We start from the raw sequence: 23,793 nt of genomic DNA on the forward strand, positions 1-23,793 counted from the left end.
GGGCTCTTTTCGTAATATTTGAATTCGAACATAAATGTTCATTTGCGAAAATACTAGCCCATAAGCACAGCCACAGCCAGTCGAATTCGATTGAAATTACTGATCGAAGGAAGCTGAAAGGAAAATTTTCGAACATGAGGCCGGGCGAGGGGTGTGAGCGGGATGCTTTTGTGGCGAGGGGATTTATCCCCGCTGGGCTGCGTAGCAGCCCCAATAGTCACTCAATTCGCCTGATACACCGAGTCGCCGGGATTTAGGGCTGCTTCGCAGCTCAGCGGGATAAATCCCCTCGCCACAGGGGGCGGGGGTGAACTCAGACCACCTCCAACCGAATCTTGTGTTGGCTCAGCAATTGCGCCAAAGCCGGCACCGGTTGCTGGTCGGTCACCAGGCAATCGATCAGGCTGATGGGGCCCAAGCGGACCATGGCGTTGCGCCCGAATTTGCTGGAATCCGCGGCCAATATAACTTGCCGGGCGTTGGCGATGATGGCTTGGGAGACTCGTACTTCCTGATAGTCGAAGTCCAGCAGGCTGCCATCTTCATCGATCCCGCTGATGCCCACCAGGGCGAAGTCGACCTTGAACTGGTTGATGAAGTCGACGCTGGCCTGGCCCACCACGCCGCCGTCACGCCGTACGTTGCCGCCGGCGATCAGGACTTCGAAGTCGTCCTTGGCACTGAGGATCGAAGCCACGTGCAGGTTATTGGTGATGACTTTCAGATGGTTGTGATTCAGCAGCGCACGGGCGATGGATTCGGTGGTGGTACCGATGTTGATGAACAGCGAGGCATGATCGGGGATCTGGGCGGCGATGGCTTCGGCGATGCGTTGCTTTTCATCGCGCATCTGATCGGCGCGCATGGCGTAGGCGGTGTTTTCCACGCTTGAGTCGTAGGCGGCGCCGCCGTGGTAGCGGCGCAGCAGGTTCACTTCCGCCAGTTGGTTGATATCACGGCGGATGGTTTGCGGGGTAACGACGAATAGCTGCGCCATTTCCTCGATGCTGACATAGCCGCGTTCGCGGACCAGTTCGAGAATTTGCTGCTGGCGGGGAGGCAGATTCATGGGGCTTCCTTTGGGCTGCCGTACAAAATTTGCCCATGATGCCGCAGGAATCCACTCCCGACCAGTTTCAGAACCTTATCGGGTTTTATTCAGCGTCTTCATGGGGCTCCCAATCACGGGTGCGACTGACCGCCTTCTGCCAGCCGGCGTAGAGTTTTTCCTTCGCCTGTTCGTCCAGTTGCGGTTCGAATTCGCGCTCGATCACCGCTTTGCCGCGCAGTTCTTCCAGGCTGCCCCAGAAGCCACATGCCAGGCCGGCCAGGTAGGCAGCACCCAAGGCCGTGGTTTCACGCATTTTCGGCCGCTCGACCTGAGTGCCCAGGATGTCGGCCTGGAATTGCATCAGGAAGTTGTTCGCCACCGCGCCGCCGTCGACGCGCAGGGCCCTGAGGCGTTCACCCGAATCCTGCTGCATGGCGTCGAGTACGTCGCGGGTCTGGTAGGCAATCGACTCCAGTGCCGCGCGAATGATGTGATCGACCCGTACGCCGCGGGTCAGGCCAAACAACGCGCCGCGGGCATAAGGGTCCCAATACGGCGCGCCGAGGCCGGTGAAGGCGGGCACCAGGTACACGCCGTTGCTGTCCTTGACCTTGTTGGCAAAGTATTCGGTATCCAGCGCGTCGTTGATGATCTTCAGTTCATCGCGCAGCCATTGGACCGTGGAGCCGCCATTGAATACCGCGCCTTCCAAGGCATAGGCCACTTCGCCGCGCGGGCCGCAGGCGATGGTGGTGAGCATGCCGTGATTGGATTTGACGGCTTTTTCGCCGGTGTTCATCAGCAGGAAGCAGCCGGTGCCGTAGGTGTTTTTCGCTTGGCCCGGCTCCACGCACATCTGGCCGAAAAGAGCGGCCTGCTGGTCACCAGCGATGCCGCCAATAGCGATGCCGCTTTTGGTGCGGCCGTAAATCTCCGAGGACGATTTCACTTCCGGGAGCATTTCGCGGGGGATGTCGAGGATGTCGAGCATCTTCGCGTCCCACTCCAGTGAGTGAATGTTGAAGAGCATGGTGCGCGAGGCGTTGGTGTAGTCGGTGACGTGGACCTTGCCGCCGGTGAATTTCCAGATCAGCCAGCTGTCGACGGTGCCGAACAGCAGTTCTCCGTTGCGTGCACGCTCGCGGCTGCCTTCGACGTTGTCCAGGATCCATTTGAGCTTGGTGCCGGAGAAGTATGGGTCGGTGACCAGGCCGGTGGTTTCGCTGATGTATTGCTCGTGGCCGTCGCGCTTGAGCTGTTGGCAGATCTCGGTACTGCGGCGGCATTGCCAGACGATGGCGTTGTAGATCGGCCGGCCGGTGGTCTTGTCCCAGACGACGGTGGTTTCGCGCTGGTTGGTGATACCGATGGCGGCCACCTGGTCATGGTGCAGGCCAGCCTGGGCCAGGGCTTCGACCATGACCGCGCTCTGGGTGGCGAAGATTTCCATCGGGTCGTGTTCGACCCAGCCGGCCTGCGGATAATGCTGGGCGAATTCGCGCTGGGCGGTGCAGACCACGTTGGCGTCACGGTCGAAAATGATCGCGCGCGAGCTGGTCGTACCCTGGTCGAGGGCAATGATGTAGTTCTTGTTCTGTATGTCGGTCATGTCGATTGCCTTGGGACGTAAAAAAAGGGAGAGACCATGGCGCACGCTTGAAGGGCAGGAGCATGCGCCCACTGTATTCAGGACGTTCTGGGCTTACCGTCAATGGAAGGTGTTGCATCCTTTGTAGCAGTTATGGCGCTGGGCAGGTGGCGGGCAATCAAGCCGCGATAGGCCGCGGCACCGAGGCACGCACCCACGATCGGTGCAAAAATCGGAACCAGGAAATACGGGATGTCGCGTCCACCCGTGAGGGAAATTTCACCCCAGCCTGCGAAGAAAGTCATCAGTTTAGGACCGAAGTCCCGCGCCGGGTTCATCGCAAAGCCTGTCAGTGGTCCCATGGAGCTGCCGATCACCGCGATCAGCAGGCCGATCAGCAGCGGCGCCAATGGGCCACGGGGCAAGCCATTGTTGTCATCGGTCAGGGACATGATTACCCCCATCAGGATGGCCGTGATGATCACTTCCACGAGAAAGGCTTGGCCGGTGGACAGCGCTGCGTGTGGGTAGGTGGAAAACACCGAGGCCAGTTCGAGGCTCGCTTCAGTGCCGCGAATCATGTGGCGGGACTGTTCGAAATCGAAGAATAGATTGCTGTACAGCGTGTAGACCAAGAGGGCGCCGCAAAAAGCGCCGGCCACTTGGGAAACCATGTAGAGAGGCAGTTTGCGCTTCTCGAAGTCAGTGAAAATGCACAGGGCAATGCTGACCGCAGGGTTGAGATGGGCGCCGGAAATGCCTGCGCTCAGATAGATCGCCATGCTGACGCCGACGCCCCAGATGATGCTGATTTCCCACAGGCCGAAACTCGCACCCGCGACCTTGAGCGCCGCGACGCAGCCGGTGCCGAAAAAAATCAGCAGGGCAGTGCCCAGGAATTCGGCCAGGCATTGGCTGGGCAGGGACGGCTGTTGTAAAGCAATTGTCATTCAAACCTCGGTTTTTTGTTGTTTTGCTGCGCCTTCGACAAAGCTCGATTGCGCCATCTGCGCCGAGGCAGGATCCCCATCCTGATCTCGGGTTGCTGCTTGAGACATGCGTTATCGCTTTCAGTTTCGAAAAAATATAGACAAGAAACGCTGGTGTCAAAGGTCGAAAGTGAACCGCCGGTCACATTTCAACTATTCGCGGCGTGAATGACTCTCCCACTGGCGGCGTGTCACCGAGACGGCCGCGGCGTGCCAAGCCTTTTCGTGGGCGATGGCTTAGAATCCGGCCACTCTTTTTTGATTTCCTTGTCAGGAGCGGCCATGACACCCGCGTTGGATTTGCTTAAGAAAGTGCGCGCCGAACATCGCATCCACAGTTATGAGCACGATCCCAAGGCCGCGTCGTACGGCTTGGAAGCGGCGGAAAAGCTCGGCCTGGATCCGGCGCAAGTGTTCAAGACGTTGTTGGCGGCGAGCGAAAAAGGTGAATTGCTGGTGGCGGTGGTGCCAGTGGCCGGGACCCTGGATTTGAAAGGCCTGGCCCATGCCGCCGGGGTGAAGAAAGTCGAAATGGCCGACCCGGCCGCCGCGCAGCGTTCGACCGGTTATCTGCTCGGCGGTATCAGTCCGCTGGGGCAGAAGAAGCGCCTGCGCACTTTTATCGACAGCTCCGCACAGCCGCTCGCCACTATGTTTGTCAGTGCGGGGAGGCGCGGGTTGGAAGTCGAGTTGGCGCCTTCGGTATTGAAGGAGCACACCGGGGCGGCATTCGCTGATATCGGGCGTGCTTGAATAGAGTCGGTGCCTGCTGCGCAGCCAGGCGCAAACAAGTGCCCTCGCCACAAGGGTGTGAAAGGCTAAGCTTGGCGTCAGATCTTCTATCCCCAGGCTGTAGGGTGAAAATTCTGCTGATCTGTCACTGGATAAGCCGTGCCGCTGCGTCGCATGCTGGCGCATAAAAAAGGAGAAGTGCCATGCAGCTTGCGTTTCATCAGGTCGATGCGTTCAGTGATCGGCCGTTCGGCGGTAACCCGGCGATGGTCTATCGGCTCGACGGCTGGCTGGCCGACGACTTGATGCAGAAGATCGCCGCCGAACACAACCTGGCTGAAACCGCGTTTCTGGTGCGTGAAGGCCAGCATTGGCATATTCGCTGGTTCACTCCCACCACCGAAGTGCCGCTGTGTGGGCACGCCACGTTGGCCAGCGCTTATGTGCTGTTCGAGGTCTATCACGAAACGGTCGAGCGCCTGGATTTCATCTGCCGGTCCGGTTCGTTGAGCGTGACGCGTGAGGGTGATCGGCTGTGGCTGGATTTTCCGGCCATCGTGCCTGCCGAATTGGGCGCCTCCCTGGCCGTGCAGAGTGCCTTGGGCGTCGAAGCGGTGGATGTGCTGAGTTCCAACGAACTGTTCGTGGTGCTGGAATCGGAGCAAGCGGTGCTCGATTGCAAACCGGACATGGCGGCCCTGGCGAAACTGCCCTGGCCTGGCGCTATCGTCACCGCACCGGGGAGCAAGCATGATTTTGTCTCGCGCTACTTTGCCCCGGCGATTGGCATCAACGAAGACCCGGTGACGGGTTCGACCCACTGCAGCCTGATTCCATACTGGTCCAAGCGTTTGGGTAAGCACGGGCTGACGGCTTATCAGTGCTCGGCCAGGGGTGGGGCTTTGTTTTGCCGGCTGGAAGGTGAGCGGGTGAAGATTGGCGGGAATGCGACGTTGGTGGCCAGTGGAACGTTGATGCTGGGTTGACTCTGCACTCCAGCCAATGAGATCGAATGTGTGAGCGAGCCTGCTCGCGATGGCGGCGGCTCAGCTTGCATCGATGCTGAATGTGCCTACGTCATCGCGAGCAGGCTCGCTCACACAGAATTTTGCATTTCTTCAGGTTTTAGCTGGAGGTGCTGTGACGCCGCACGCCGCTTTCCACCGGTGGTAGATGCGCCGCCGTGCTGCCCGAGGCCTGGAACAACACCAGGTGTTCAGCCGCGACGCGGATGCCCACACTGGCCTCGACCTGATGGTCGGCATGGCTGGGGAAGATCGATTCCAATTGCGCGCCTGTCGGTAATTGCAGGCGATACAAGGTTGACGCACCCAGGAAAGTCTTGCCGACGATTTTGGCGGTGAGCGGGCTGTCCGGTGCGTAGACGATATCGTCCGGGCGCAGCAACACATCCACCGCACCGCCGATGGGCCAGGTGTAGGCACGGTTGCCACGCAGGATGCCCAGCTCGGTCTGCACCGATTCCGGGCTCTCGAGTCGGCCGCGAATGAAGTAGCCCTGGCCAATGAAACTGGCGACGAACGGTGTCAGTGGTTCGTGATACAGGTTGTAGGGCGTGTCCCACTGTTCCAGTCGACCTTCCTTGAACACCCCGACATGGTCACTTACGGCGAAGGCTTCTTCCTGGTCGTGGGTGACCAGGATCGCGCTGGTGCCGCGGGCCTTGAGAATGTCCCGCACTTCATGGCTGAGCTTGCGGCGCAGCTCGCCATCGAGATTGGAAAACGGTTCATCGAGCAACAGCAGCTGTGGTGCTGGTGCCAGCGCGCGGGCCAGGGCCACGCGCTGTTGCTGGCCACCGGAAAGTTCATGGGGAAAACGCTTGCCCAGGTGCTTGAGGTTGACCAGTTCCAGCAATTCTTCGACGACACGATCCTTGTCCGGATGTTTGCGAATGCCAAAGGCAATGTTCTCGGCCACGCTCAGGTGGGGAAACAGGGCGTAGTCCTGGAACACCATGCCGATGCGGCGTTTCTCCGGGGCGAGGGTGAAGCCGGCGCGGGAAATGGTTTCCCCGGCCAGTTGGATTTCACCCTCGTGCACCGGTTCGAAGCCGGCGATGGCGCGCAACGTCGTGGTCTTGCCGCACCCGGACGAACCGAGCAGGCAACCGATATCACCGGCATTGAGGTGCAAGTTGAGGTTCTGGACCACCCGTTGGTCTTGATAACCGCAGGCCAGGTTGTGCAAGTTCAGCAGCAGGGGGTGGCTCATGCGTGGTGATACGCCGGCTCGACCAGGAACTCGAGCAGGGCCTTTTGCGCATGGAGGCGATTCTCTGCCTGGTCCCATGCCACCGAGCGTGGATCATCCAGCAGGTCGAAGCTGATTTCCTCGCCACGGTGGGCAGGCAGGCAGTGCATGAACAACACGTCGGCATCCGCCAGGTCGAGCAATGCCCGGTTGACCTGGAGCGGTGCGAACAGCTTGAGGCGCTTGGCGGTTTCCTCTTCCTGGCCCATGGAGGTCCAGACGTCGGTGCTTACCAGATGCGCGCCGGCCACGGCCTGTTTCGGATCGCGGACGATGGACACCCGGTCCGCGGCCTTGGCGAGCAGTTCGGCATTGGGGTCATAACCTTCAGGGCAGGCAATGCGCAGCTGGAAGTCGAATTGAAGCGCCGCTTCTATATAGCTGTTGCACATGTTGTTGCCGTCGCCGATCCAGGCCACGGTCTTGCCCTGGATCGAGCCACGGTGTTCGAGGAAGGTCTGCATGTCGGCCAGTAACTGGCAGGGGTGCAGGTCATCGGACAGGCCATTGATGACGGGTACGCGGGAGTGGGCCGCGAACTCGGTCAGGGTGCTGTGGGCAAAGGTACGGATCATCATCGCGTCCAACATGCTCGACATGACGATGGCGCAATCGCTGATGGGTTCGCCACGGCCCAGCTGGGTGTCGCGCGGCGACAGGAAGATCGCCTGGCCGCCCAGTTGGATCATGCCGGCTTCGAAAGAGATGCGCGTGCGGGTCGATGATTTCTCGAAGATCATCCCCAACACACGGTTTTTCAAGGGCTCGAACAGTACGCCGCGGTTACGCAGGTCCTTGAGCTCCACGCCTCGACGGATCACACCGAGCAACTCATCGGGCGTGAAATCCATCAGGGAGAGAAAGTGCCTTGCGCTCATGATTGACTACCTTTTTGTAACTGACCGCAGATGCTCAAAGCCTTGTTTATTCAAAAAACGGGCGAGACCTGCGGCAAAAGCCGCACGGGGCGACGAAATAGGGGAAGGCGCGATCTTATAATTAAATGTCGCGTCTTACCAATAGGGCTACGGTTTTTGGGGATTTCAGCGAGGCCATCGCAAGACTGCGATGGCGAATTTGTGGCCGGTTTCCTGACAGCAGCGACCCATTTGTACACTGGCGTTGCTCGGCTTGGCAATCAAGCACGGCGGGCGCGCCATGGATGAGGGGCGGTTTGCGCCGTGGCATCCCATCTTTCGCCTGTCTGCCGCTGGTTGTGAAACATTTCCTAATGCAAAGGCCTGGGTTATAAATGAACCACAGCGGCACAGGAGCCCGAAATGGATTCGAAAGAGCAACAATTGATGGAATTGCTAGGGCTGACTGCACGCTCGCTGACGCACCTGACGGCTTCGGTGACCTCGATGTCATTCGAATTGCTGCGCAGCGACGATGAGGTGACCAAGGCCGCGGGTCGTCGAATGATCGATCGCATGGCCACTATCAGTAACGGGCTCGACGAGCATTGGCGGCTGATCGGCGAGCTGACAGGTGTGCCCATCGCCCAGGAGCAGGTGGAAACCGTCGAAGAAATCCAACTGCTGGCGCCGCCTCCCGACCAGCCTTGACGCCATGTCATCGGTTGGCCTGATGCCCGGCAATTCACAGGACGAACGTCGCTGGCGCTGCCGGGAATCACGCGCCATAGTTTTGTTCCCGCGGCCGAAAGCGCCCGCCACGAATAAAACAGAGACTGGCCATGACCAAGACTCTCCACCACCGTGCGTGCCATCTGTGTGAAGCCATCTGTGGCTTGACCCTCGAAACCATCGAGACCGACGGCCAGGGCCTGGCGATCACTTCGATCAAGGGCGATGCGCTGGACACCTTCAGCCGGGGTCACATCTGTCCCAAGGCCGTGGCCCTGCAAGATATCCAGAACGATCCGGATCGGCTGCGCCAGCCCATGCAGCGCATCGGCAATGAATGGCACCCCATCGCCTGGGACGATGCCTTCGCGTTGGTGGCCGAACGTCTGGCGGATATCCAGGCGCGCCACGGCCAGAACGCGGTGGCGGTCTATCAGGGCAACCCCAGTGTGCATAACTATGGGTTGATGACCCACAGCAACTATTTCCTGGGCCTGTTGAAAACCCGCAGCCGTTTCTCGGCGACCTCGGTGGATCAACTGCCCCATCACCTGACCAGTCACCTGATGTACGGCCATGGCCTGTTGCTACCGATTCCGGACATCGATCACACGGACTTCATGTTGATCCTGGGCGGCAATCCGCTGGCCTCAAACGGCAGCATCATGACCGTGCCGGACGTGGAAAAGCGCCTCAAGGCGATCCAGGCCCGTGGCGGCAAAGTGGTGGTGGTCGATCCGCGCCGCAGCGAAACGGCGGCCATTGCCAACCAGCATGTCTTCGTCCGCCCTGGCGGCGATGCCGCGCTGCTGTTTGGCTTGCTCAATACATTGTTCAGCGAAGGCCTGACCCGTGACAGCCATTTGCCTGTGGATGGTCTGGACGAGGTGCGTGAGGCTGTCGCTACTTTTACGGCTGAAGCGATGAGCCCGCTCTGTGCGGTGCCGGCAGCGCAGATCCGCCAGTTGGCGCGGGACTTCGCCGCCGCGCCGTCAGCGGTGTGTTACGGGCGGATGGGGGTTTCGACCCAAGCGTTCGGTACGTTGTGCCATTGGTTGATCCAGGTGATCAACCTGGTCACCGGCAATCTCGATCGGGTGGGCGGGGCGCTGTGCACCGAGCCGGCGGTGGATCTGGTGGCCACCACTTCGGGCGGGCATTTCAATCGTTGGCAGAGCCGGGTGTCCGGGCGCCCCGAATATGCGGGGGAGTTGCCGGTATCGGCCCTGGCCGAGGAAATGCTCACCGAGGGCGAGGGCCAGATCCGTGCGTTGGTCACTGTGGCCGGCAACCCGGTGCTGTCCACGCCCAACGGGCGGCAACTGGAGCAGGCCCTGGACGGGTTGGAGTTCATGGTCAGCGTCGATTTGTACGTCAACGAAACCACGCGCTACGCCGATCTGATCCTGCCCTCGACCTCGGCCCTGGAAAACGATCATTACGACACCACGTTCAACCTGTTCGCGGTGCGCAACGTGACCCGTTTCAACCGGGCCATCCTGCCCAAGCCCGAGGGGGCGCTGCACGACTGGGAAATCTTTGTCGGCCTGGCCAAGGCCTTTGCTGCCCGGACCGGCAAAGAGCTCAAGCCGACCATGCCGCCGGCGCAGATGATCGATTTTGGCCTGCGCAACGGGGCGTATGGCGACGCCTCGCCGCACAAGTTGTCCCTGGCGACCCTGTTCGACCATCCCCATGGCATCGATCTTGGCGCACTCAAGCCTAACCTGGCCCCGCGCTTGAAAACCGAAAACCAGCGGGTGCAGGCCGCGCCGGCGGTGATTCTCGCCGACCTTGCACGCTTTGCCGCGTTGCAGGCGCCAGAACCGGATGAGTTGCTGATGATTGGCCGCCGCCATGTGCGCAGCAACAACTCCTGGATGCATAACTTCCATCGACTGGTGAAGGGCAAGCCGCGTCATCAATTGCTGATGCACCCGGATGACCTCGCCTCTCGCGGCCTTGCCGACGGGCAGCGCGTGACGGTCAGTTCGCGGGTGGGGGCCATCGAAGTCGAGGTGCTGGGCAGCCTGGACATGATGAAAGGTGTGGTCAGCCTGCCTCACGGCTGGGGCCATGCCCGGCCGGGCGTGCAGATGACCATTGCCAGCGCACAGCCAGGCTCCAGCGCCAATGACCTGACCGATGATTGCCAGCTCGATGAGTTGTCCGGCAACGCGGCGCTCAACGGTGTACCGGTGAAGGTGGCGGCTGCGTAAAATTGTCTCTGGAGCACGTTCGGCTTTCCGTTACAATGCGTCACCGTGTCGACAACTTACGTCGCAAAGTTTTAAGCCGAGGTGCTCCATGGATATCATCGAAACGATTAAAGACCAGATTGCCAACAACACCATCCTGCTTTACATGAAAGGCTCGCCGAACGCGCCACAGTGCGGTTTCTCGGCCAAGGCCGCTCAGGCTGTGATGGCGTGTGGCGAGAAGTTTGCCTACGTGGACATCCTGCAGAACCCGGAAATCCGCGCCAACCTGCCCAAGTACGCCAACTGGCCAACCTTCCCACAACTATGGGTTGGCGGTGAGCTGATCGGCGGTAGCGACATCATGACCGAGATGGCCGCTGATGGCTCGTTGCAAGCCACGATCAAGGAAGCGGTAGAAAAAGCGGCGGCGAACAAGACCGAAGCCTGATCCATGGAAGTCGGTTCACCACACCGGTTGTGATGAACACGAAACCTTGTGGGAGCGAGCCTGCTCGCGATAGCGGTGTGTCAGTCAGCAGTTTTTTACCTGAACCACCGCTATCGCGAGCAGGCTCGCTCCCACAGTGGTTTTGGGTAGGCCTGGAATCCAGGCAATAAAAAGCCCCGCCTCTCGAAAGAGGGCGGGGCTTTTTAGTGGTTTGCTTTCGGGGGAAGCTTATTCTTCACCCATCTGCGATTGCAGGTAATTCTCAAGACCGACTTTGTCGATCAGGCCCAGTTGGGTTTCCAGCCAGTCGATATGCTCTTCCTCGGATTCGAGGATATCTTCCAGCAGTTCACGGCTACCGAAATCGCCAACGCTTTCGCAATGGGCGATGGCAGCCTTCAGGTCGGCGTGGCCGGTGCGCTCGATACGCAGGTCGCACTCCAGCATTTCCCGGGTGTGTTCGCCGATGTGCAACTTGCCCAGATCCTGGACGTTCGGCAGGCCTTCGAGGAACAGGATGCGCTTGATCAGTTTGTCCGCGTGTTTCATCTCGTCGATGGATTCGTGGTACTCGTGCTTGCCCAGCTTGTTCAGGCCCCAATCCTCGTACATGCGCGCATGCAGGAAGTACTGGTTGATCGCGACCAGCTCATTGCCGAGGATCTTGTTGAGATGCTGGATGACTGTAATGTCGCCTTTCATGATGAGACCTGCCCTGTAATAGCTGTATATAGGGCAGAGTTTGAGCCGCACATTTACGGGTGTCAAACCTAAGTTATTGAATAATAAATGAAAATTAATCGGAATAAGAATGTTTGTGTTCCGCGTCTGGACGCTAAGCAATTGATTTACAGGCATAAAAAAACCGGACATTGAGTCCGGTTCCTTGAAAACTGTTTTTTACGCGGCGGTAAATTCTACCGGGTAGGGGATCGAGGCCTGTGCCGTTTGCACCTTGGCGAGGGTTTCGCGAACCACTTCCTTGGCCAGGCACGCACATTTACCGCATTGGCTGGCTACGCCGGTGGCCTGACGGACTTCGCGATAGCTGCAGCAACCTTCGTAGATCGCTTCGCGGATTTGTCCGTCGGTGACGCCAGTGCAGAGGCATACATACATAAGTTAGAACCGTCGCTGGTTGTGACTCAATTGAGACGGATCTTAATGTTAACGAGAATGATTGTCAAAGTGGTTTCTGAAAACCTTTTGCCAGAGCGACGCCTGGCTGACGAACGGTTTGTACCCCGGCCAGTGACGTGTCATGAAATGCTACAGCGATTTTTCAATACCGCCGAAAAACCGTTGAAGACAGCCCAAATTCGCGGTGTATGATGGTCGGCCCTTGCAAGCGGGTTCGTGTCACAGGGCTGTCGCCTGAGGGTGGCAGGCTGGCCCGGACCTTGTTTTCACGCTATTACATCAGGAGATATCCAATGAGCGTACTCGTAGGCAAACAAGCCCCAGACTTTACCGTTCCAGCCGTGCTCGGCAACGGCGAAATCGTCGACAGCTTCACCCTGTCCTCGGCCATCAAAGGCAAATACGGCCTGGTGTTCTTCTATCCGCTGGACTTCACCTTCGTCTGCCCGTCCGAACTGATCGCACTGGATCACCGCATGGACGACTTCAAGGCCCGCAACGTTGAAGTGGTTGCCGTTTCGATCGACTCGCACTTCACCCACAACGCCTGGCGCAACACCCCGATCAACAATGGCGGTATCGGCCAGGTGAAATACACCATGGCTGCCGACATGAAGCACGAAATCGCCAAGGCCTACGACGTTGAGTCCGAAGGTGGCGTGGCTTTCCGTGGCGCGTTCCTGATTGACGACAAAGGTGTTGTCCGTTCGCAGATCATCAACGACCTGCCGCTGGGCCGTAACATGGAAGAGCTGATCCGTCTGGTCGACGCGCTGCAATTCCACGAAGAGCACGGCGAAGTCTGCCCGGCCAACTGGAAAAAAAGGCGACAAGGGCATGAACGCATCGCCTGAAGGCGTGGCTGCTTACCTGAGCGAGAACGGCGACAAGCTGTAAGCGCACCCAGGCATAAAAAAACCGGCCCTCGATAGGGCCGGTTTTTTTATGGGTGTTTCTAGTTGGAGCACGGATCCCGTGGCGAGGGAGCTTGCTCCCGCTCGATTGCGCAGCAATCGCAAAAAAGGGCCGTTTCGCAGCCCAGCGGGAGCAAGCTCCCCTCGCCACAAGAGCCACAAGCTTGGATCTGGCGCCGATGTCAGTCGTCGAAATCCTGCCAGCCACCCATCTGTTTCCAGCGGTTGACGATGCCGCAGAACAGCTCGGCGGTCTTCTCGGTGTCATAGCGGGCCGAGTGGGCTTCGCGGCCATCGAAATCGATGTCGGCCGCCTGGCACGCCTTGGCCAGGACGGTCTGGCCGTATGCCAGGCCAGCCAGGGTCGCGGTGTCGAAGCTGGAGAACGGGTGGAACGGGTTGCGCTTCATGTCCAGGCGCGCGACAGCGGCGTTGAGGAAGCCCAGGTCGAAGCTGCTGTTGTGGCCGACCAGGATCGCTCGCTTGCAACCGTTGGCCTTCAGCGCCTTGCGCACGCCACGGAAGATGTCGGTCAGGGCCGTTTCTTCGCTGACCGCCATGCGCAGCGGGTGATCGAGCTTGATCCCGGTAAACTCCAGGGCCGCCGCTTCGATGTTGGCGCCTTCGAACGGTTCGACACGGAAGAAATAGGTGTGGTCAGGGAACACGAAGCCTTTTTCGTCCATGCCAATGGTGGTCGCGGCGATTTCCAGCAAGGCGTCGGTGGCGGAGTTGAAACCGCCGGTTTCTACATCGACGACGACCGGCAGATAACCCCGGAAGCGGGCTGCCATGGGATGACGGGCGCCGCCCGAACCACCATTGCCGTCCAGTTCGTCGTCGAAATGATCTTCACTCACGCGTTTTCCTCCAGCAGGCGCCAGCGCAGTTTTTCACCGGCGCGCAGCGGGATGACAGTCAGCTCGCCGAAAGGCAGGCTGGCGGGGGCGGTCCATTCGTCGCGGACCAGGGTAATACTGTCGGTGTTCACCGGCAGGCCATAGAAACGCGGGCCATGCAGGCTGGCGAAGCCTTCGAGTTTGTCCAGCGCATTGCGCTGTTCGAACGCCTCGGCATACATCTCGATGGCGGCATAGGCGGTGTAGCAGCCGGCGCAACCGCAGGCCGCTTCCTTGGCGTGACGGGCGTGGGGCGCCGAGTCGGTGCCGAGGAAAAACTTGGTGCTGCCGCTGGTGGCGGCGTCGAGCAAGGCTTCCTGGTGGGTATTGCGCTTGAGGATCGGCAGGCAATAGAAGTGCGGCCGGATCCCGCCCACCAGCATGTGGTTGCGGTTGTACAGCAGGTGATGGGCAGTAATGGTCGCGCCAACGTTGGCCGGAGCCTCGTTGACGAACTGCACGGCATCGCCGGTGGTGATGTGTTCGAACACCACCTTGAGGGTCGGGAAGCGCTCCACGACGCGGCGCATGTGCTCGTCGATGAAGATTTTCTCGCGGTCGAACACGTCGACGTCGCCCCGGGTGACTTCACCGTGGATCAACAACGGCATGCCGACTTCGGCCATGGCCTCCAGCGCCGGGAAGATCTTGTCGATGCTGGTGACGCCGGAATCGGAGTTGGTGGTCGCGCCGGCAGGGTACAGCTTGGCGGCGTGGACGAAGCCGCTGGCCTTGGCGTCGCGAATCTCTTCGGGCTGGGTGCGGTCGGTGAGGTACAGCACCATCAGCGGTTCGAAGCGGCTGCCAGCCGGGCGTGCGTCGAGGATGCGCTGGCGATAGCCGTCGGCCTCGGCGGCGTTGCGCACGGGCGGAACCAGGTTCGGCATGATGATTGCGCGCCCGAAGGTGCGCGCGACATCGGCGACGGTATGGGTCAACACAGCACCATCGCGAAGATGAATATGCCAGTCGTCGGGACGCAGCAGGGTCAGGCGGTCAGACATTGGGGGGCTTCCAGGCGGGTCAAACTCTGGGGAATGCTACCGGAAAAGACCGATTCAGGCACCCGCTATCAAGTTCTGCCGCAACTTACCGATAGCTCCTACAGGTGTGCCACGAATCCGTGCAGTGCCCCGGACAGGCGTCATGCCCCAGGCATGCGTCGATCTTTGTATAAAAGTCAGTGGAGCCTCCCGTGCGCCAGCGTTATCTAGCCTTGCTCAGTGTGTTTGCCAGCCTTCCCGCCATGGCGCTCACTTTCCAGACCCGTCTGGAGAGCATTGAGTGGACGGTCGAAGGCGACAAGTTCGAGTGCCGGCTGAGCCAGCCGATCACCGATTTCGGCAGCGGCGAGTTCGTGCGTCGGGCGGGCGAGCAGGCCACGTTCCGCCTCAAGACCTACAACCCGATGCTTGGCGGCGGTTCGGCAACCTTGCTGGCGGCCGCCGCGCCGTGGCAACCGGGGCGAGGCGATATCAACCTGGGTTCGGTCAGGATCGGCAGCGGCGATGTGCTGTTCAACAGCTCCCAGGTCCAGGCCGGCCGGTTGATCAGTGGCCTGATGGAAGGTCGCAGCCCCGTGGTGCGCCGCAACACCGAGGACGGACGGGTCTCGGAAGTGCGCCTGCTGCCGGTGCGTTTCAGCAAGGCTTTCAATGACTATCAAGGTTGCGTGGCGAAACTGTTGCCAAAGAATTTCGAGCAGGTGAAGCAGACCCAGATCGGCTTCCCCGGCGAAGAAGTCGAACTCGATGCCCATGCCAAGGCACAGTTGCAGGTGATGCTCGACTTCATCAAGGCTGATCCAAGCGTTAATCATGTAGAGCTTGACGGCCACTCCGACAACAGCGGCAATCGCCTGACCAACCGTGAGCTGTCGCGCCGCCGCGCCCTGGCAGTTCAGGATTTCTTCAAGGCCAATGGCTTCCAGGAATCGCAGATTACCCTGCGCTTCCACGGCGAGCGTTATCCCCTGGTACCCAATACCAACGCCGCCAACCGCGCCAAGAATCGTCGCGTGGTCGTGCGCCTGGAGCGTGTGGCGCCGACTGAAGTACCGGCCCCCCAGGCCCCGGCGGCGCAGCCGGCGGCTCCTGCGGCGCCCGCCAAGGTTCCGGCGCCGGTCGCCGCACCAGCCAAGGCGCCCGCTCCGGCGACTGCGCGCACGTCCTGATTCGATTTTGACCGTCGCGCTCTCGACATAATCTGTCGCTTCGTCGTCATAAGCTGTCGCGCCTCTGTAAATTATCCGCGCTGGACGTTAGACTTCCCGGCTTTCCGTACAACCCGTGGAGTGATGGCATGGCGGACGTAAACAAGGTCGTTCTGGCGTATTCCGGCGGCCTGGACACTTCGGTGATCCTCAAGTGGCTGCAGGACACTTATAACTGCGAAGTGGTGACCTTCACCGCTGACCTGGGACAGGGCGAGGAAGTCGAGCCTGCACGCGCCAAGGCCCAGGCCATGGGCGTCAAAGAGATCTACATCGATGACCTGCGCGAAGAGTTCGTCCGCGACTTCGTGTTCCCGATGTTCCGCGCCAATACCGTTTACGAAGGTGAGTACCTGCTGGGTACCTCCATCGCCCGTCCGTTGATCGCCAAGCGCCTGATCGAAATCGCCAACGAAACCGGCGCCGACGCCATTTCCCATGGCGCCACCGGCAAGGGCAACGACCAGGTGCGTTTCGAGCTGGGTGCCTATGCCCTCAAGCCTGGCGTTAAAGTCATTGCCCCATGGCGTGAGTGGGACTTGCTGTCCCGTGAAAAACTGATGGACTACGCCGAGAAGCACGCGATTCCGATCGAGCGCCACGGCAAGAAGAAATCCCCGTACTCGATGGACGCCAACCTGCTGCACATCTCCTATGAAGGCGGCGTGCTGGAAGACACCTGGACCGAGCACGAAGAAGACATGTGGCGCTGGACCGTCTCCCCGGAGAAGGCCCCCGATACCCCGCAGTACCTGGAGCTGACCTATCGCAACGGCGATATCGTCGCACTGGACGGCGTTGAGATGAGCCCGGCCACCGTGCTGGCGACCCTGAACCGCATCGGTGGCGAACACGGCATCGGTCGCCTGGACATCGTCGAGAACCGCTATGTGGGCATGAAGTCCCGTGGCTGCTACGAAACTCCCGGCGGCACCATCATGCTGCGCGCCCACCGGGCGATCGAATCGATCACCCTGGACCGCGAAGTGGCTCACCTCAAAGACGAGTTGATGCCCAAGTATGCCAGCCTGATCTACACCGGCTACTGGTGGAGCCCTGAGCGTCTGATGCTGCAACAGATGATCGACGCCTCCCAGACCAACGTGAACGGTGTCGTGCGCCTGAAGTTGTACAAGGGCAACGTGATCGTGACCGGGCGCAAGTCCGACGACTCGCTGTTCGATGCCAACATCGCGACCTTCGAAGAAGACGGCGGTGCCTACAACCAGGCCGACGCGGCCGGCTTCATCAAGCTCAACGCCCTGCGCATGCGCATCGCGGCGAACAAGGGTCGCAAGCTGTTCTGACCCTGGCGAGATGAAAAAGCGGCCTGCCATGAGCAGGCCGTTTTTTTTGCCCCTTTTTTGCGTGTGCGGGCTTTGCTGCTGCGCGGCCCTTGATCGTTCATTCATCCTGTCCGTGGGCTGCCGGGTCTGCGTTGCTGTAGATGACGTATACGACGATGCGGGTGTGCTTCAAATGTCTTGATCGACAGGTCTCGCTCAGGCGTTCCGATTGGCCGCATAGGAGACAAGGGGAGGCTGGTTCGCGCCTGCGTCGATGAAGGCGTTTTAGCAGCTCTTTGATTTTATCCGCCCGACGTAGCAGTCGTTTGTGCCGGCAGGGCGAGTCAACCATGGTCTTTAAAAAGTGCTTGTTCTTGCGAAAATCCGAGGGTGAATACAGGGAGCGATAATTGAAGTTGAGCGTTATGAAAAAAAGCAGCAATAGATAAAAAGGGAAGCTGATCAGGAACCAGAGGTAATACTCACGATCCTGGTCATCCAGGAATGGCAAGGAAATCGCCGCGGAAGTTTCGGACAAAGTTGCGAATATGGCGATGAGGGTCATAGGGTTGGTTATGGTCTTCGAAGGTTTGTTCATGGTTAATGCTCATGGAATATTTATGCTCGGTGAATAGGCTGGAAAGTGGTTATTAAGATATAGGCGCAATCGCAGCGGCTGCCGATGATGGATGTCGGATGCCAAGCTATTTTATATATGAATTTTTCTTCTTGAAGTGAGCGAGAGGCAGTTTTAACAGTAAATAATTCAGTTACTCTTTATGATTGAAAAGCTTTTTAATGGGCTGCCTGTCGGTGGGCGTAACGGTAAAAGAGCGAATTGTTCACAGGGTTACCGGATTGTTAAGAAAGGTCCATTCTTCTCTGTAGAAAAATTCACGACACATTTTTTCCTGGAGAATTTGTAGGATTTTTCTGTATAGCTTGTAGGTTCTGTCTCTCGGTGCGAGCGTTCAGGGGGGGGCGGCATGCCAAGGTAGAAATGACTAGGCTATTGTGCGTGCTCTAAAAATTCGAACAGCGAAGTTGGATTTGCCCATGAATAAAGTGCTGATCGTGGATGATCATCCCGTCATTCGTCTTGCTGTACGTTTGCTGATGGAGCGTCATGGTTATGAAGTCGTTGCCGAAACCGATAATGGCGTCGATGCGTTACAACTTGCTCGCGAACTTATGCCTGATATCGTCATTCTCGATATCGGTATTCCCAAGCTGGACGGATTGGAGGTCATTGCCCGTCTGGCGGCTATTCCTTCATCGATGAAGGTGCTGGTGCTGACTTCCCAGGCACCGGGACATTTTTCGATGCGCTGCATGCAGACGGGGGCGGCCGGGTATGTATGCAAGCAACAGGATCTTACTGAGTTACTGAGTGCAATCAAGGCAGTACTGTCCGGTTACAGTTACTTCCCCAACCAGGCCTTGCATACGGTACGGTCGAGTCTGGGCAATGCCAGTGAGTCGGATATGGTCGACCGATTATCGGGGCGGGAAATGATGGTCTTGCAACAACTGGCTCGCGGTAAGACCAACAAGGAGATCGCCGATGGAATGTTCTTGAGCAACAAGACCGTCAGTACCTACAAGACACGCTTATTGTTGAAGCTCAATGCCCGTTCCCTGGTCGACCTGATCGAACTGGCGCAGCGTAATGGGTTGGTGTGAGTTTTCGGGTCACGCGTACTCAGTAAAAAGCCTCCATCAGGGAGGCTTTTACGTGTCAGAGGTCAAAGTCGTAATCGGCCAGTTGCTTCTGCAGACGGCGCTCTTCCAGCAGGTTATCAATGGTGCGGCGCTTGCTCAGGTTGGTTTTCGCCACTTCCACGACCACAGGTTCAACGTCGTCGGCCTCAACGGCGATGAATTCGTCTTCTACATCCAGTTGTTCTTTGCCAGTACTCATGGGTTCGACTCCAGGCTAAGACTGCCATTGGCGCTCCTTATATCGATAAACCACGGGCGGGTAAAAAAGATTTTTTCAATCGGTTGATCGATAAAATCAATAGCGCCTCAATCGTCGGAGGTCTTGTGCTTGTATTCGCATAAGTCTTCGATTCGACAGCTGCCACAGCGGGGCTTGCGCGCCAGGCAGACGTAGCGTCCGTGAAGGATGAGCCAGTGATGGGAGTCCAGCAGGAATTCCTTGGGGACGAATTTCATCAATTTCTTCTCGACCTCCACCACGTTTTTGCCGGGGGCCAGCCCGGTGCGGTTGCTGACACGGAAAATGTGGGTGTCGACCGCCATGGTCAACTGCCGAAACGCGGTGTTGAGTACGACGTTGGCGGTTTTGCGGCCCACGCCCGGAAGGGCTTCCAGCGCTTCACGGGTCTGTGGGACCTCACTGGCGTGGCGCTCGATCAACAGGCGGCAGGTCTCGATTACGTTTTTGGCCTTGCTGTTGAATAGCCCGATGGTCTTGATGTACTCGGACAGTCCCTCGACGCCCAGGGCATAGATCGCCTCTGGCGTATTGGCCACCGGGAAAAGTTTGGCCGTGGCTTTGTTGACGCCGACGTCGGTGGACTGGGCCGAGAGGATGACCGCGATCAGCAACTCGAACGGCGAGGAATAGGCCAGTTCGGTCTTTGGTTCCGGGTTGTCCTCGTGAAAGCGACGAAATATTTCCAGGCGTTTTGCGGCGTTCATGGGCGCGGCGTTTCCTCGATAGTTGAAGGGGGAGTGTCAGCCGTCCAAGCCTGTCGGGCCGCCAACAGCAGCCCAAGCAGAATGAACCCGCCTGGGGCGAGCAAGGCCAGGGGAAGGCTGCTGCCGATCAGCCCACGCACGGCGCCCAGGCTGATCATCAAGAGACCGAACAGCCCAACCAGCCTCAGGCGCCCAAGCCAGCGAGACTCAACGAAGAATCCCTCATGCTCCAGCGCCACGCAGCTCAGGGCGATCCAGCCAACGTAAAGGCTCAACGGACGGTACAGTTCCAGCGCCCAGGCCTGGACGATAAAGCCCGTGCAGGTGGTCAGGGTCGCGGCCAGCACGATGGAGGCGAGCAGCCGTTGACGGGTTGTCAGGCGCTGCCGGACAAGCCCCATCGTCAAACCATGGCTGAAGAGAATCAAGGCCCAGGCCAGCCACAACCCCAGCGCGCCGACCAGCGAATGACTCGCGCCGATCAATGGGACGAGCAGCAGGCCGTGTGTCAGCCCCCATGGTTTATTCATTCGCCGCCACCCCCGTCAACTGAGCCTTGTGCTCGTCGAAGTAACGCAGCGCATCGTGCACAGCCTGCAGGACCGCCCGGGATGTCACTGTCGCGCCTGCCAGTTGATCAAATTGCCCCTGGTCCTTTTTCAAGGCCCAGCCGCTGTCTTCAGGCGCTTGACGTGATTTACCGGTGAAAGTCTGCAGCCAGGCGTTCGGCCAACCGGCAATCGCCGCGCCCAACCCGCGTGTTTCGGATTGGCGCAGGGTCTTGACGCCCAGCAACCGGCCCTGTGGATCGATGGCGATCAGCAATTCGATGCTGCCTTCATAGCCCTGCGCCTGGCTACGTAGCAGCACGGCGCTGGGCTGGCCGCTGCGGGTCGCCAGGTAGCCGCCCAGCAGCGTGCTGTGAGCCAAGGTCACCGAGGCTGGGACAATGGGGTGCGCCAACGGCTGGTTGTCATAGCGTTCAGTGGGCAGCACCTCGAGCAAGGCTCTGTTCGCCAACGCTTGCCGCTGGGCCTCGATGCGCCCGGCCGTGCCGAGGTGAGTGAGGTAAGTGGCACCAACGCCCAGGCCGATCACCAGGATCAGGATTGCCACGCCGCCGCGATTATTCATGTCAGTGGCCGCCGTTGTCGCGCTTCGGCAAACCGGTCCAGTGCCGGTACTCCGAGGTTCATCAGCAACACCGCGAACGCCACGCCGTCCGGGTAACCAGCCCAGGTACGGATCAGATAGACCAGCAACCCCATACCTGCGCCAAACAGCAGGCGAGCGAGAGGGGCCTTGGCCCCCGAGACCGGTTCGGTCGCGATAAAAAACGCGCCGAGCATGGTTGCGCCGGTGAACAGGTGAAACAGCGGCGAGCCATGGGAGTCGGAACCCGAACCGTTCCAGCACAACAGGCTGACGATGGACAGGATCGCCAGCATGCCCACCGGGGCATGCCAACTGAACACCCGCTGTTGCAGCAGAAACAGACCGCCCGCCAGGAAGGCCAGGTTGATCCATTCGACACCACTGCCACCGAAACGCCCGAAGGCCGGATCGTTGGCGAACAGTTCATCGATGGTCAGGCTCGTGTTGGTCCGCAGGCTGTCCAGCGCGGTTGCTCCGGCCCAGGCATCGGGCGTCGGGTGAGTGCCGAATACCTGCTGCAAGCCTTCAAGCAGGCCCATGGCATGGAGCGCCGGCCATTGGCTCATATGGGAGGGAAACGCCACCAGCACCAAGGCGTACCCAAGCATCGCCGGGTTGAACGGGTTGCTGCCGACGCCGCCCCACAGGTGCTTGCCGAACAGCAAGGCGCAGGCGGCCGCAGTCACGGTCAGCCACCAGGGGCAATAGGCCGGCAAGGCCAGGGCCAGCAGTGTGGCGCTAACCAGCGCGCTGCCATCGTTCAGCTCAGGTTTGAAGGGTCTGCCCCGTAAACGCAGTACCAACGCTTCGACTGCCAGCGCAGTGAGACCGGACAACAGCAGGTTGAGCAGCACGCCCCAGCCATGGAACCACAGCAATGCCAGCAGGCCGGGCAGTGTCGCCAGCAACACACGCGTCATCGCTTGGCGCAGCCGTTCATCCACGGGCTCAGGAAGCGGCATGGGCGTCCACCTGGCGTTCGGCATCCTTCACCGCTTGTTCCAATGCCCGCAGTTGTTCATCCGATACCGTAGCCGCCCGGGCCTTGCTGAGTTCGGCGCGGCGCATCGCCAGTTGGATCTTGGCTCGCTTCAGCTCGGCGCTGTTCGCCGGTGCAGGAGCTGGAGCGGTCGAGGGGGTGGCGTTTTCCAGTTGGCTCAGGGCCTGCTCGGCTGCTTCGAACTGGCGTTGCAGCACGATCAGTTGCGACTGTTGCTCGAAGGTTGGCGGATGGCCGAACGCTTTCAAGGATTTGTTCAATTGCGCCCGGCTCATGGCCAGGTCGACCTTGGCTTTTTTCAAGGCAGCATCGGCGGTGGCGGCTTTTTGCGCGCGCACGCGCTCCAGTGCGGCTTGTACGGGGTCGAGTGCCTGGCCCTGTTCCTGGGGTTGAGTCTGGGCTGCGCGTTGGTTGCGAGCCAGGCGTTCGGCCTGGCGCTGTTCTTCTTCGCGGCGTAGGCGCGTATTGCGCTGTTCGAAGCGGCGCCGGGCGTGGTTGCGCTTGGCGGTTCGCGCCTGTTGCTCTGCGGCGCTGAAGGCCAGGCCGCCGACGATCGGCAGGGTCGCCGTCGGCAGAGGACGCATTTCAATGCAATCGACCGGACAGGGCGCCACGCAAAGATCGCAGCCGGTGCATTCGTCGATGAGGACGGTGTGCATCAGCTTCGCCGCGCCGACAATCGCGTCCACCGGGCAGGCCTGGATGCACTTGGTACAACCGATGCATTCGGCTTCGCGGATAAAGGCAATCTGCGCCGGGGCACTGCCGCGGCTGGTGTCCAGTTCCAATACTGGCACTTTCATCAGCTCGGCCAGGGCGGCGATGGTTTCGCGTCCACCGGGCGGGCATTTGTTGATCGGCTCACCCTGGGCGATGCCTTCGGCGTAGGGCTTGCACCCGGGATGGCCGCACTTGCCGCACTGAGTCTGCGGCAGCAAGGCGTCGATACGTTGAATCAGGCTCATGTTTTGACCAGCCCGCGCAATCCGAGAAAGGCCACCGCCATCAGTCCGGCACTGATCAACTGAATCGGCAGGCCCCGAAAGGGCAGGGGAATATCGTTATTGAAGACGCGTTGGCGCAAATCATCGAACAGGCTCAGCACCAGCCAGAATCCCAGCCCGGCGCCCAGGCTCGTGGCGATGGCATGGCCCAGGCCCCGATCATCCTGGCTGTTGAGTAGCGTGAGGCCGAGGATACCGGCATTTGCGAGCAACAGCGGCCACAGCCCCTCGAACGGCAATGCCGGCAGCCAGCGCGCCAGCCAGTGCAGCAATGGGCCGATCAACAGCACGCTCAAGGACAACCAGGCAAACAGGCGCAGCGATGTCAGGTTTGCCGGGACCAGCAGCCAGTGGTCCAGCAGATAGCCCAAGGCGCCAACCATCAGCATCAGGAACGCCGTCGCCAGGCCCAAGGCGTGCACCTGCTTTCGACCATTGGCCGCCAGCAGCGGATCGACGCCCAGCGGCCAATGCAACACGAGGTTGTTGATCAGGGCAGCGCTGAACAGCGTGAGGACGATTTCGGTCATGGGCGTGTTGGCAACAAAGGGCCTGTTACAAGATTAGGCATTATCCGGCACGCCGGGAGGGCGGGCCAGATATGAAAATCCCACAGCCGCCTGCGAAGCGACTGTGGGATCGGT

24 protein-coding genes and 2 pseudogenes are annotated in these 23,793 nt (G+C 59.8%); 9 read left to right on the forward strand and 17 right to left on the reverse strand.

All coding sequences use genetic code 11. The features are described from left to right. Nucleotides 1–313 precede the first annotated feature (313 nt). The 3 genes from GN234_RS25025 to GN234_RS25035 all read right to left on the reverse strand — a co-directional run bounded on the left by GN234_RS25025 (nt 314) and on the right by GN234_RS25035 (nt 3,589). Nucleotides 314–1,069 carry a DeoR/GlpR family transcriptional regulator gene (locus GN234_RS25025; protein ID WP_109753835.1) on the reverse strand — a complete coding sequence of 252 codons (756 nt, stop codon included), beginning with the start codon at nt 1,067–1,069 and terminating at the stop codon, nt 314–316. An 85-nt stretch (nt 1,070–1,154) separates the two neighbouring features. Continuing rightward, nucleotides 1,155–2,660, reverse strand: a complete 1,506-nt coding sequence (glpK, locus tag GN234_RS25030; RefSeq protein ID WP_109753836.1) for a glycerol kinase GlpK — start codon at nt 2,658–2,660, stop codon at nt 1,155–1,157. Between the two features lie 77 nt (nt 2,661–2,737). Then, nucleotides 2,738–3,589, reverse strand: a complete 852-nt coding sequence (locus GN234_RS25035; RefSeq protein WP_163857031.1) for an MIP/aquaporin family protein — start codon at nt 3,587–3,589, stop codon at nt 2,738–2,740. 321 nt (nt 3,590–3,910) lie between these two features. On the opposite strand from GN234_RS25035, the gene ybaK reads away from it, so the two are divergent. Together ybaK and GN234_RS25045 are read left to right on the forward strand one after the other, a co-directional pair. Next, nucleotides 3,911–4,381 (forward strand): Cys-tRNA(Pro) deacylase, encoded by a 471-nt coding sequence (ybaK, locus tag GN234_RS25040; RefSeq protein WP_109753838.1) that lies wholly within the window; start codon nt 3,911–3,913, stop codon nt 4,379–4,381. A 182-nt stretch (nt 4,382–4,563) separates the two neighbouring features. Beyond that, nucleotides 4,564–5,346: a PhzF family phenazine biosynthesis protein gene (locus tag GN234_RS25045; RefSeq protein ID WP_163857034.1), complete on the forward strand. Its 783-nt coding sequence runs from the start codon at nt 4,564–4,566 to the stop codon at nt 5,344–5,346. 139 nt (nt 5,347–5,485) lie between these two features. On the opposite strand, the gene GN234_RS25050 is transcribed toward GN234_RS25045, so the two are convergent. Together GN234_RS25050 and argF are read right to left on the reverse strand one after the other, a co-directional pair. Then, the gene (locus GN234_RS25050) at nt 5,486–6,595 is read right to left on the reverse strand and encodes an ABC transporter ATP-binding protein (protein ID WP_109753840.1); all 1,110 of its coding nucleotides are present in this window, start codon (nt 6,593–6,595) and stop codon (nt 5,486–5,488) included. Further along, the gene (gene argF, locus GN234_RS25055) at nt 6,592–7,512 is read right to left on the reverse strand and encodes an ornithine carbamoyltransferase (RefSeq protein WP_109753841.1); all 921 of its coding nucleotides are present in this window, start codon (nt 7,510–7,512) and stop codon (nt 6,592–6,594) included. Before argF ends, GN234_RS25050 begins: the two co-directional genes overlap by 4 nt. Before the next feature lie 402 nt (nt 7,513–7,914). Here argF and GN234_RS25060 point away from each other — a divergent pair, with 402 nt between their 5' ends. From GN234_RS25060 to grxD, 3 genes are all read left to right on the forward strand, one after another. Next, nucleotides 7,915–8,202 carry a hypothetical protein gene (locus GN234_RS25060; RefSeq protein WP_014339882.1) on the forward strand — a complete coding sequence of 96 codons (288 nt, stop codon included), beginning with the start codon at nt 7,915–7,917 and terminating at the stop codon, nt 8,200–8,202. 131 nt (nt 8,203–8,333) lie between these two features. Further along, nucleotides 8,334–10,442 carry a molybdopterin oxidoreductase family protein gene (locus tag GN234_RS25065; RefSeq protein WP_176689224.1) on the forward strand — a complete coding sequence of 703 codons (2,109 nt, stop codon included), beginning with the start codon at nt 8,334–8,336 and terminating at the stop codon, nt 10,440–10,442. A gap of 88 nt (nt 10,443–10,530) precedes the next feature. Next, entirely contained in the window at nt 10,531–10,872 is a 342-nt protein-coding gene (gene grxD / locus GN234_RS25070) for a Grx4 family monothiol glutaredoxin (protein WP_003204956.1), read from the forward strand. 228 nt (nt 10,873–11,100) lie between these two features. Here grxD and bfr read toward each other — a convergent pair whose 3' ends face one another. Next, nucleotides 11,101–11,574, reverse strand: coding sequence for a bacterioferritin (gene bfr / locus GN234_RS25075; protein ID WP_109753843.1), 474 nt, complete (start codon nt 11,572–11,574; stop codon nt 11,101–11,103). Between the two features lie 198 nt (nt 11,575–11,772). Then, nucleotides 11,773–11,991: a bacterioferritin-associated ferredoxin gene (locus GN234_RS25080; RefSeq protein ID WP_003178704.1), complete on the reverse strand. Its 219-nt coding sequence runs from the start codon at nt 11,989–11,991 to the stop codon at nt 11,773–11,775. Between the two features lie 314 nt (nt 11,992–12,305). Between GN234_RS25080 and GN234_RS25085 the strand changes: the two are divergent. Further along, nucleotides 12,306–12,909, forward strand: a pseudogene (locus GN234_RS25085) (peroxiredoxin C). Nucleotides 12,910–13,108: 199 nt separating this feature from the next. On the opposite strand, the gene rnt reads toward GN234_RS25085, so the two are convergent. Both rnt and pyrC read right to left on the reverse strand, forming a co-directional pair. Then, on the reverse strand, nt 13,109–13,786 hold the full coding sequence (gene rnt, locus GN234_RS25090; RefSeq protein ID WP_109753844.1) for a ribonuclease T: 678 nt from the start codon (nt 13,784–13,786) through the stop codon (nt 13,109–13,111). Then, nucleotides 13,783–14,829: a dihydroorotase gene (gene pyrC, locus GN234_RS25095; RefSeq protein WP_109753845.1), complete on the reverse strand. Its 1,047-nt coding sequence runs from the start codon at nt 14,827–14,829 to the stop codon at nt 13,783–13,785. Before pyrC ends, rnt begins: the two co-directional genes overlap by 4 nt. Before the next feature lie 191 nt (nt 14,830–15,020). Between pyrC and GN234_RS25100 the strand changes: the two genes are divergently transcribed. After that, entirely contained in the window at nt 15,021–15,998 is a 978-nt protein-coding gene (locus tag GN234_RS25100) for a flagellar protein MotY (RefSeq protein WP_109753846.1), read from the forward strand. 128 nt (nt 15,999–16,126) lie between these two features. Beyond that, a complete protein-coding gene (locus tag GN234_RS25105; RefSeq protein WP_053124536.1) occupies nt 16,127–17,344 on the forward strand; it encodes an argininosuccinate synthase in 1,218 nt (405 codons plus the stop codon). A 328-nt stretch (nt 17,345–17,672) separates the two neighbouring features. Here GN234_RS25105 and GN234_RS30455 read toward each other — a convergent pair. Next, nucleotides 17,673–17,921: pseudogene (locus tag GN234_RS30455) on the reverse strand (hypothetical protein); the annotation flags it as partial. A 458-nt stretch (nt 17,922–18,379) separates the two neighbouring features. On the opposite strand from GN234_RS30455, the gene GN234_RS25115 reads away from it, so the two are divergent. Further along, entirely contained in the window at nt 18,380–19,006 is a 627-nt protein-coding gene (locus GN234_RS25115; RefSeq protein ID WP_109753848.1) for a response regulator transcription factor, read from the forward strand. A gap of 55 nt (nt 19,007–19,061) precedes the next feature. On the opposite strand, the gene GN234_RS25120 is transcribed toward GN234_RS25115, so the two are convergent. From GN234_RS25120 to GN234_RS25150, 7 genes are all read right to left on the reverse strand, one after another. Further along, entirely contained in the window at nt 19,062–19,244 is a 183-nt protein-coding gene (locus GN234_RS25120) for a PA3496 family putative envelope integrity protein (protein WP_109753849.1), read from the reverse strand. Nucleotides 19,245–19,351: 107 nt separating this feature from the next. Continuing rightward, nucleotides 19,352–19,990, reverse strand: a complete 639-nt coding sequence (nth, locus tag GN234_RS25125) for an endonuclease III (RefSeq protein ID WP_109753850.1) — start codon at nt 19,988–19,990, stop codon at nt 19,352–19,354. Beyond that, nucleotides 19,987–20,520, reverse strand: a complete 534-nt coding sequence (locus GN234_RS25130) for an Rnf-Nqr domain containing protein (protein WP_109753851.1) — start codon at nt 20,518–20,520, stop codon at nt 19,987–19,989. The genes nth and GN234_RS25130 overlap by 4 nt, the downstream gene beginning before the upstream one ends. Then, nucleotides 20,513–21,124: an RnfABCDGE type electron transport complex subunit G gene (locus tag GN234_RS25135; protein ID WP_176689225.1), complete on the reverse strand. Its 612-nt coding sequence runs from the start codon at nt 21,122–21,124 to the stop codon at nt 20,513–20,515. Before GN234_RS25135 ends, GN234_RS25130 begins: the two co-directional genes overlap by 8 nt. Further along, on the reverse strand, nt 21,121–22,107 hold the full coding sequence (locus GN234_RS25140) for an RnfABCDGE type electron transport complex subunit D (protein WP_176689226.1): 987 nt from the start codon (nt 22,105–22,107) through the stop codon (nt 21,121–21,123). The genes GN234_RS25135 and GN234_RS25140 overlap by 4 nt, the downstream gene beginning before the upstream one ends. After that, complete coding sequence (rsxB, locus tag GN234_RS25145) at nt 22,094–23,110, reverse strand: electron transport complex subunit RsxB (protein WP_109753854.1); 1,017 nt, start codon at nt 23,108–23,110, stop codon at nt 22,094–22,096. Before rsxB ends, GN234_RS25140 begins: the two co-directional genes overlap by 14 nt. Beyond that, the gene (locus GN234_RS25150; RefSeq protein WP_109753855.1) at nt 23,107–23,679 is read right to left on the reverse strand and encodes an Rnf-Nqr domain containing protein; all 573 of its coding nucleotides are present in this window, start codon (nt 23,677–23,679) and stop codon (nt 23,107–23,109) included. Before GN234_RS25150 ends, rsxB begins: the two co-directional genes overlap by 4 nt. Nucleotides 23,680–23,793: the final 114 nt, after the last annotated feature.

It is taken from the genome of Pseudomonas bijieensis, from assembly GCF_013347965.1.
Lineage (GTDB): Bacteria > Pseudomonadota > Gammaproteobacteria > Pseudomonadales > Pseudomonadaceae > Aquipseudomonas > Aquipseudomonas bijieensis.

Coding starts and splice junctions, on each gene's coding strand:
- GN234_RS25025 (WP_109753835.1), bottom strand. CDS start 1,069: ATGAATCTGCCTCCCCGCCAGCAGCAAATTCTCGAACTGGTCCGCGAA.
- glpK (WP_109753836.1), bottom strand. CDS start 2,660: ATGACCGACATACAGAACAAGAACTACATCATTGCCCTCGACCAGGGT.
- GN234_RS25035 (WP_163857031.1), bottom strand. CDS start 3,589: ATGACAATTGCTTTACAACAGCCGTCCCTGCCCAGCCAATGCCTGGCC.
- ybaK (WP_109753838.1), top strand. CDS start 3,911: ATGACACCCGCGTTGGATTTGCTTAAGAAAGTGCGCGCCGAACATCGC.
- GN234_RS25045 (WP_163857034.1), top strand. CDS start 4,564: ATGCAGCTTGCGTTTCATCAGGTCGATGCGTTCAGTGATCGGCCGTTC.
- GN234_RS25050 (WP_109753840.1), bottom strand. CDS start 6,595: ATGAGCCACCCCCTGCTGCTGAACTTGCACAACCTGGCCTGCGGTTAT.
- argF (WP_109753841.1), bottom strand. CDS start 7,512: ATGAGCGCAAGGCACTTTCTCTCCCTGATGGATTTCACGCCCGATGAG.
- GN234_RS25060 (WP_014339882.1), top strand. CDS start 7,915: ATGGATTCGAAAGAGCAACAATTGATGGAATTGCTAGGGCTGACTGCA.
- GN234_RS25065 (WP_176689224.1), top strand. CDS start 8,334: ATGACCAAGACTCTCCACCACCGTGCGTGCCATCTGTGTGAAGCCATC.
- grxD (WP_003204956.1), top strand. CDS start 10,531: ATGGATATCATCGAAACGATTAAAGACCAGATTGCCAACAACACCATC.
- bfr (WP_109753843.1), bottom strand. CDS start 11,574: ATGAAAGGCGACATTACAGTCATCCAGCATCTCAACAAGATCCTCGGC.
- GN234_RS25080 (WP_003178704.1), bottom strand. CDS start 11,991: ATGTATGTATGCCTCTGCACTGGCGTCACCGACGGACAAATCCGCGAA.
- pyrC (WP_109753845.1), bottom strand. CDS start 14,829: ATGTCTGACCGCCTGACCCTGCTGCGTCCCGACGACTGGCATATTCAT.
- GN234_RS25105 (WP_053124536.1), top strand. CDS start 16,127: ATGGCGGACGTAAACAAGGTCGTTCTGGCGTATTCCGGCGGCCTGGAC.
- GN234_RS25115 (WP_109753848.1), top strand. CDS start 18,380: ATGAATAAAGTGCTGATCGTGGATGATCATCCCGTCATTCGTCTTGCT.
- GN234_RS25120 (WP_109753849.1), bottom strand. CDS start 19,244: ATGAGTACTGGCAAAGAACAACTGGATGTAGAAGACGAATTCATCGCC.
- nth (WP_109753850.1), bottom strand. CDS start 19,990: ATGAACGCCGCAAAACGCCTGGAAATATTTCGTCGCTTTCACGAGGAC.
- GN234_RS25130 (WP_109753851.1), bottom strand. CDS start 20,520: ATGAATAAACCATGGGGGCTGACACACGGCCTGCTGCTCGTCCCATTG.
- GN234_RS25135 (WP_176689225.1), bottom strand. CDS start 21,124: ATGAATAATCGCGGCGGCGTGGCAATCCTGATCCTGGTGATCGGCCTG.
- GN234_RS25140 (WP_176689226.1), bottom strand. CDS start 22,107: ATGCCGCTTCCTGAGCCCGTGGATGAACGGCTGCGCCAAGCGATGACG.
- rsxB (WP_109753854.1), bottom strand. CDS start 23,110: ATGAGCCTGATTCAACGTATCGACGCCTTGCTGCCGCAGACTCAGTGC.
- GN234_RS25150 (WP_109753855.1), bottom strand. CDS start 23,679: ATGACCGAAATCGTCCTCACGCTGTTCAGCGCTGCCCTGATCAACAAC.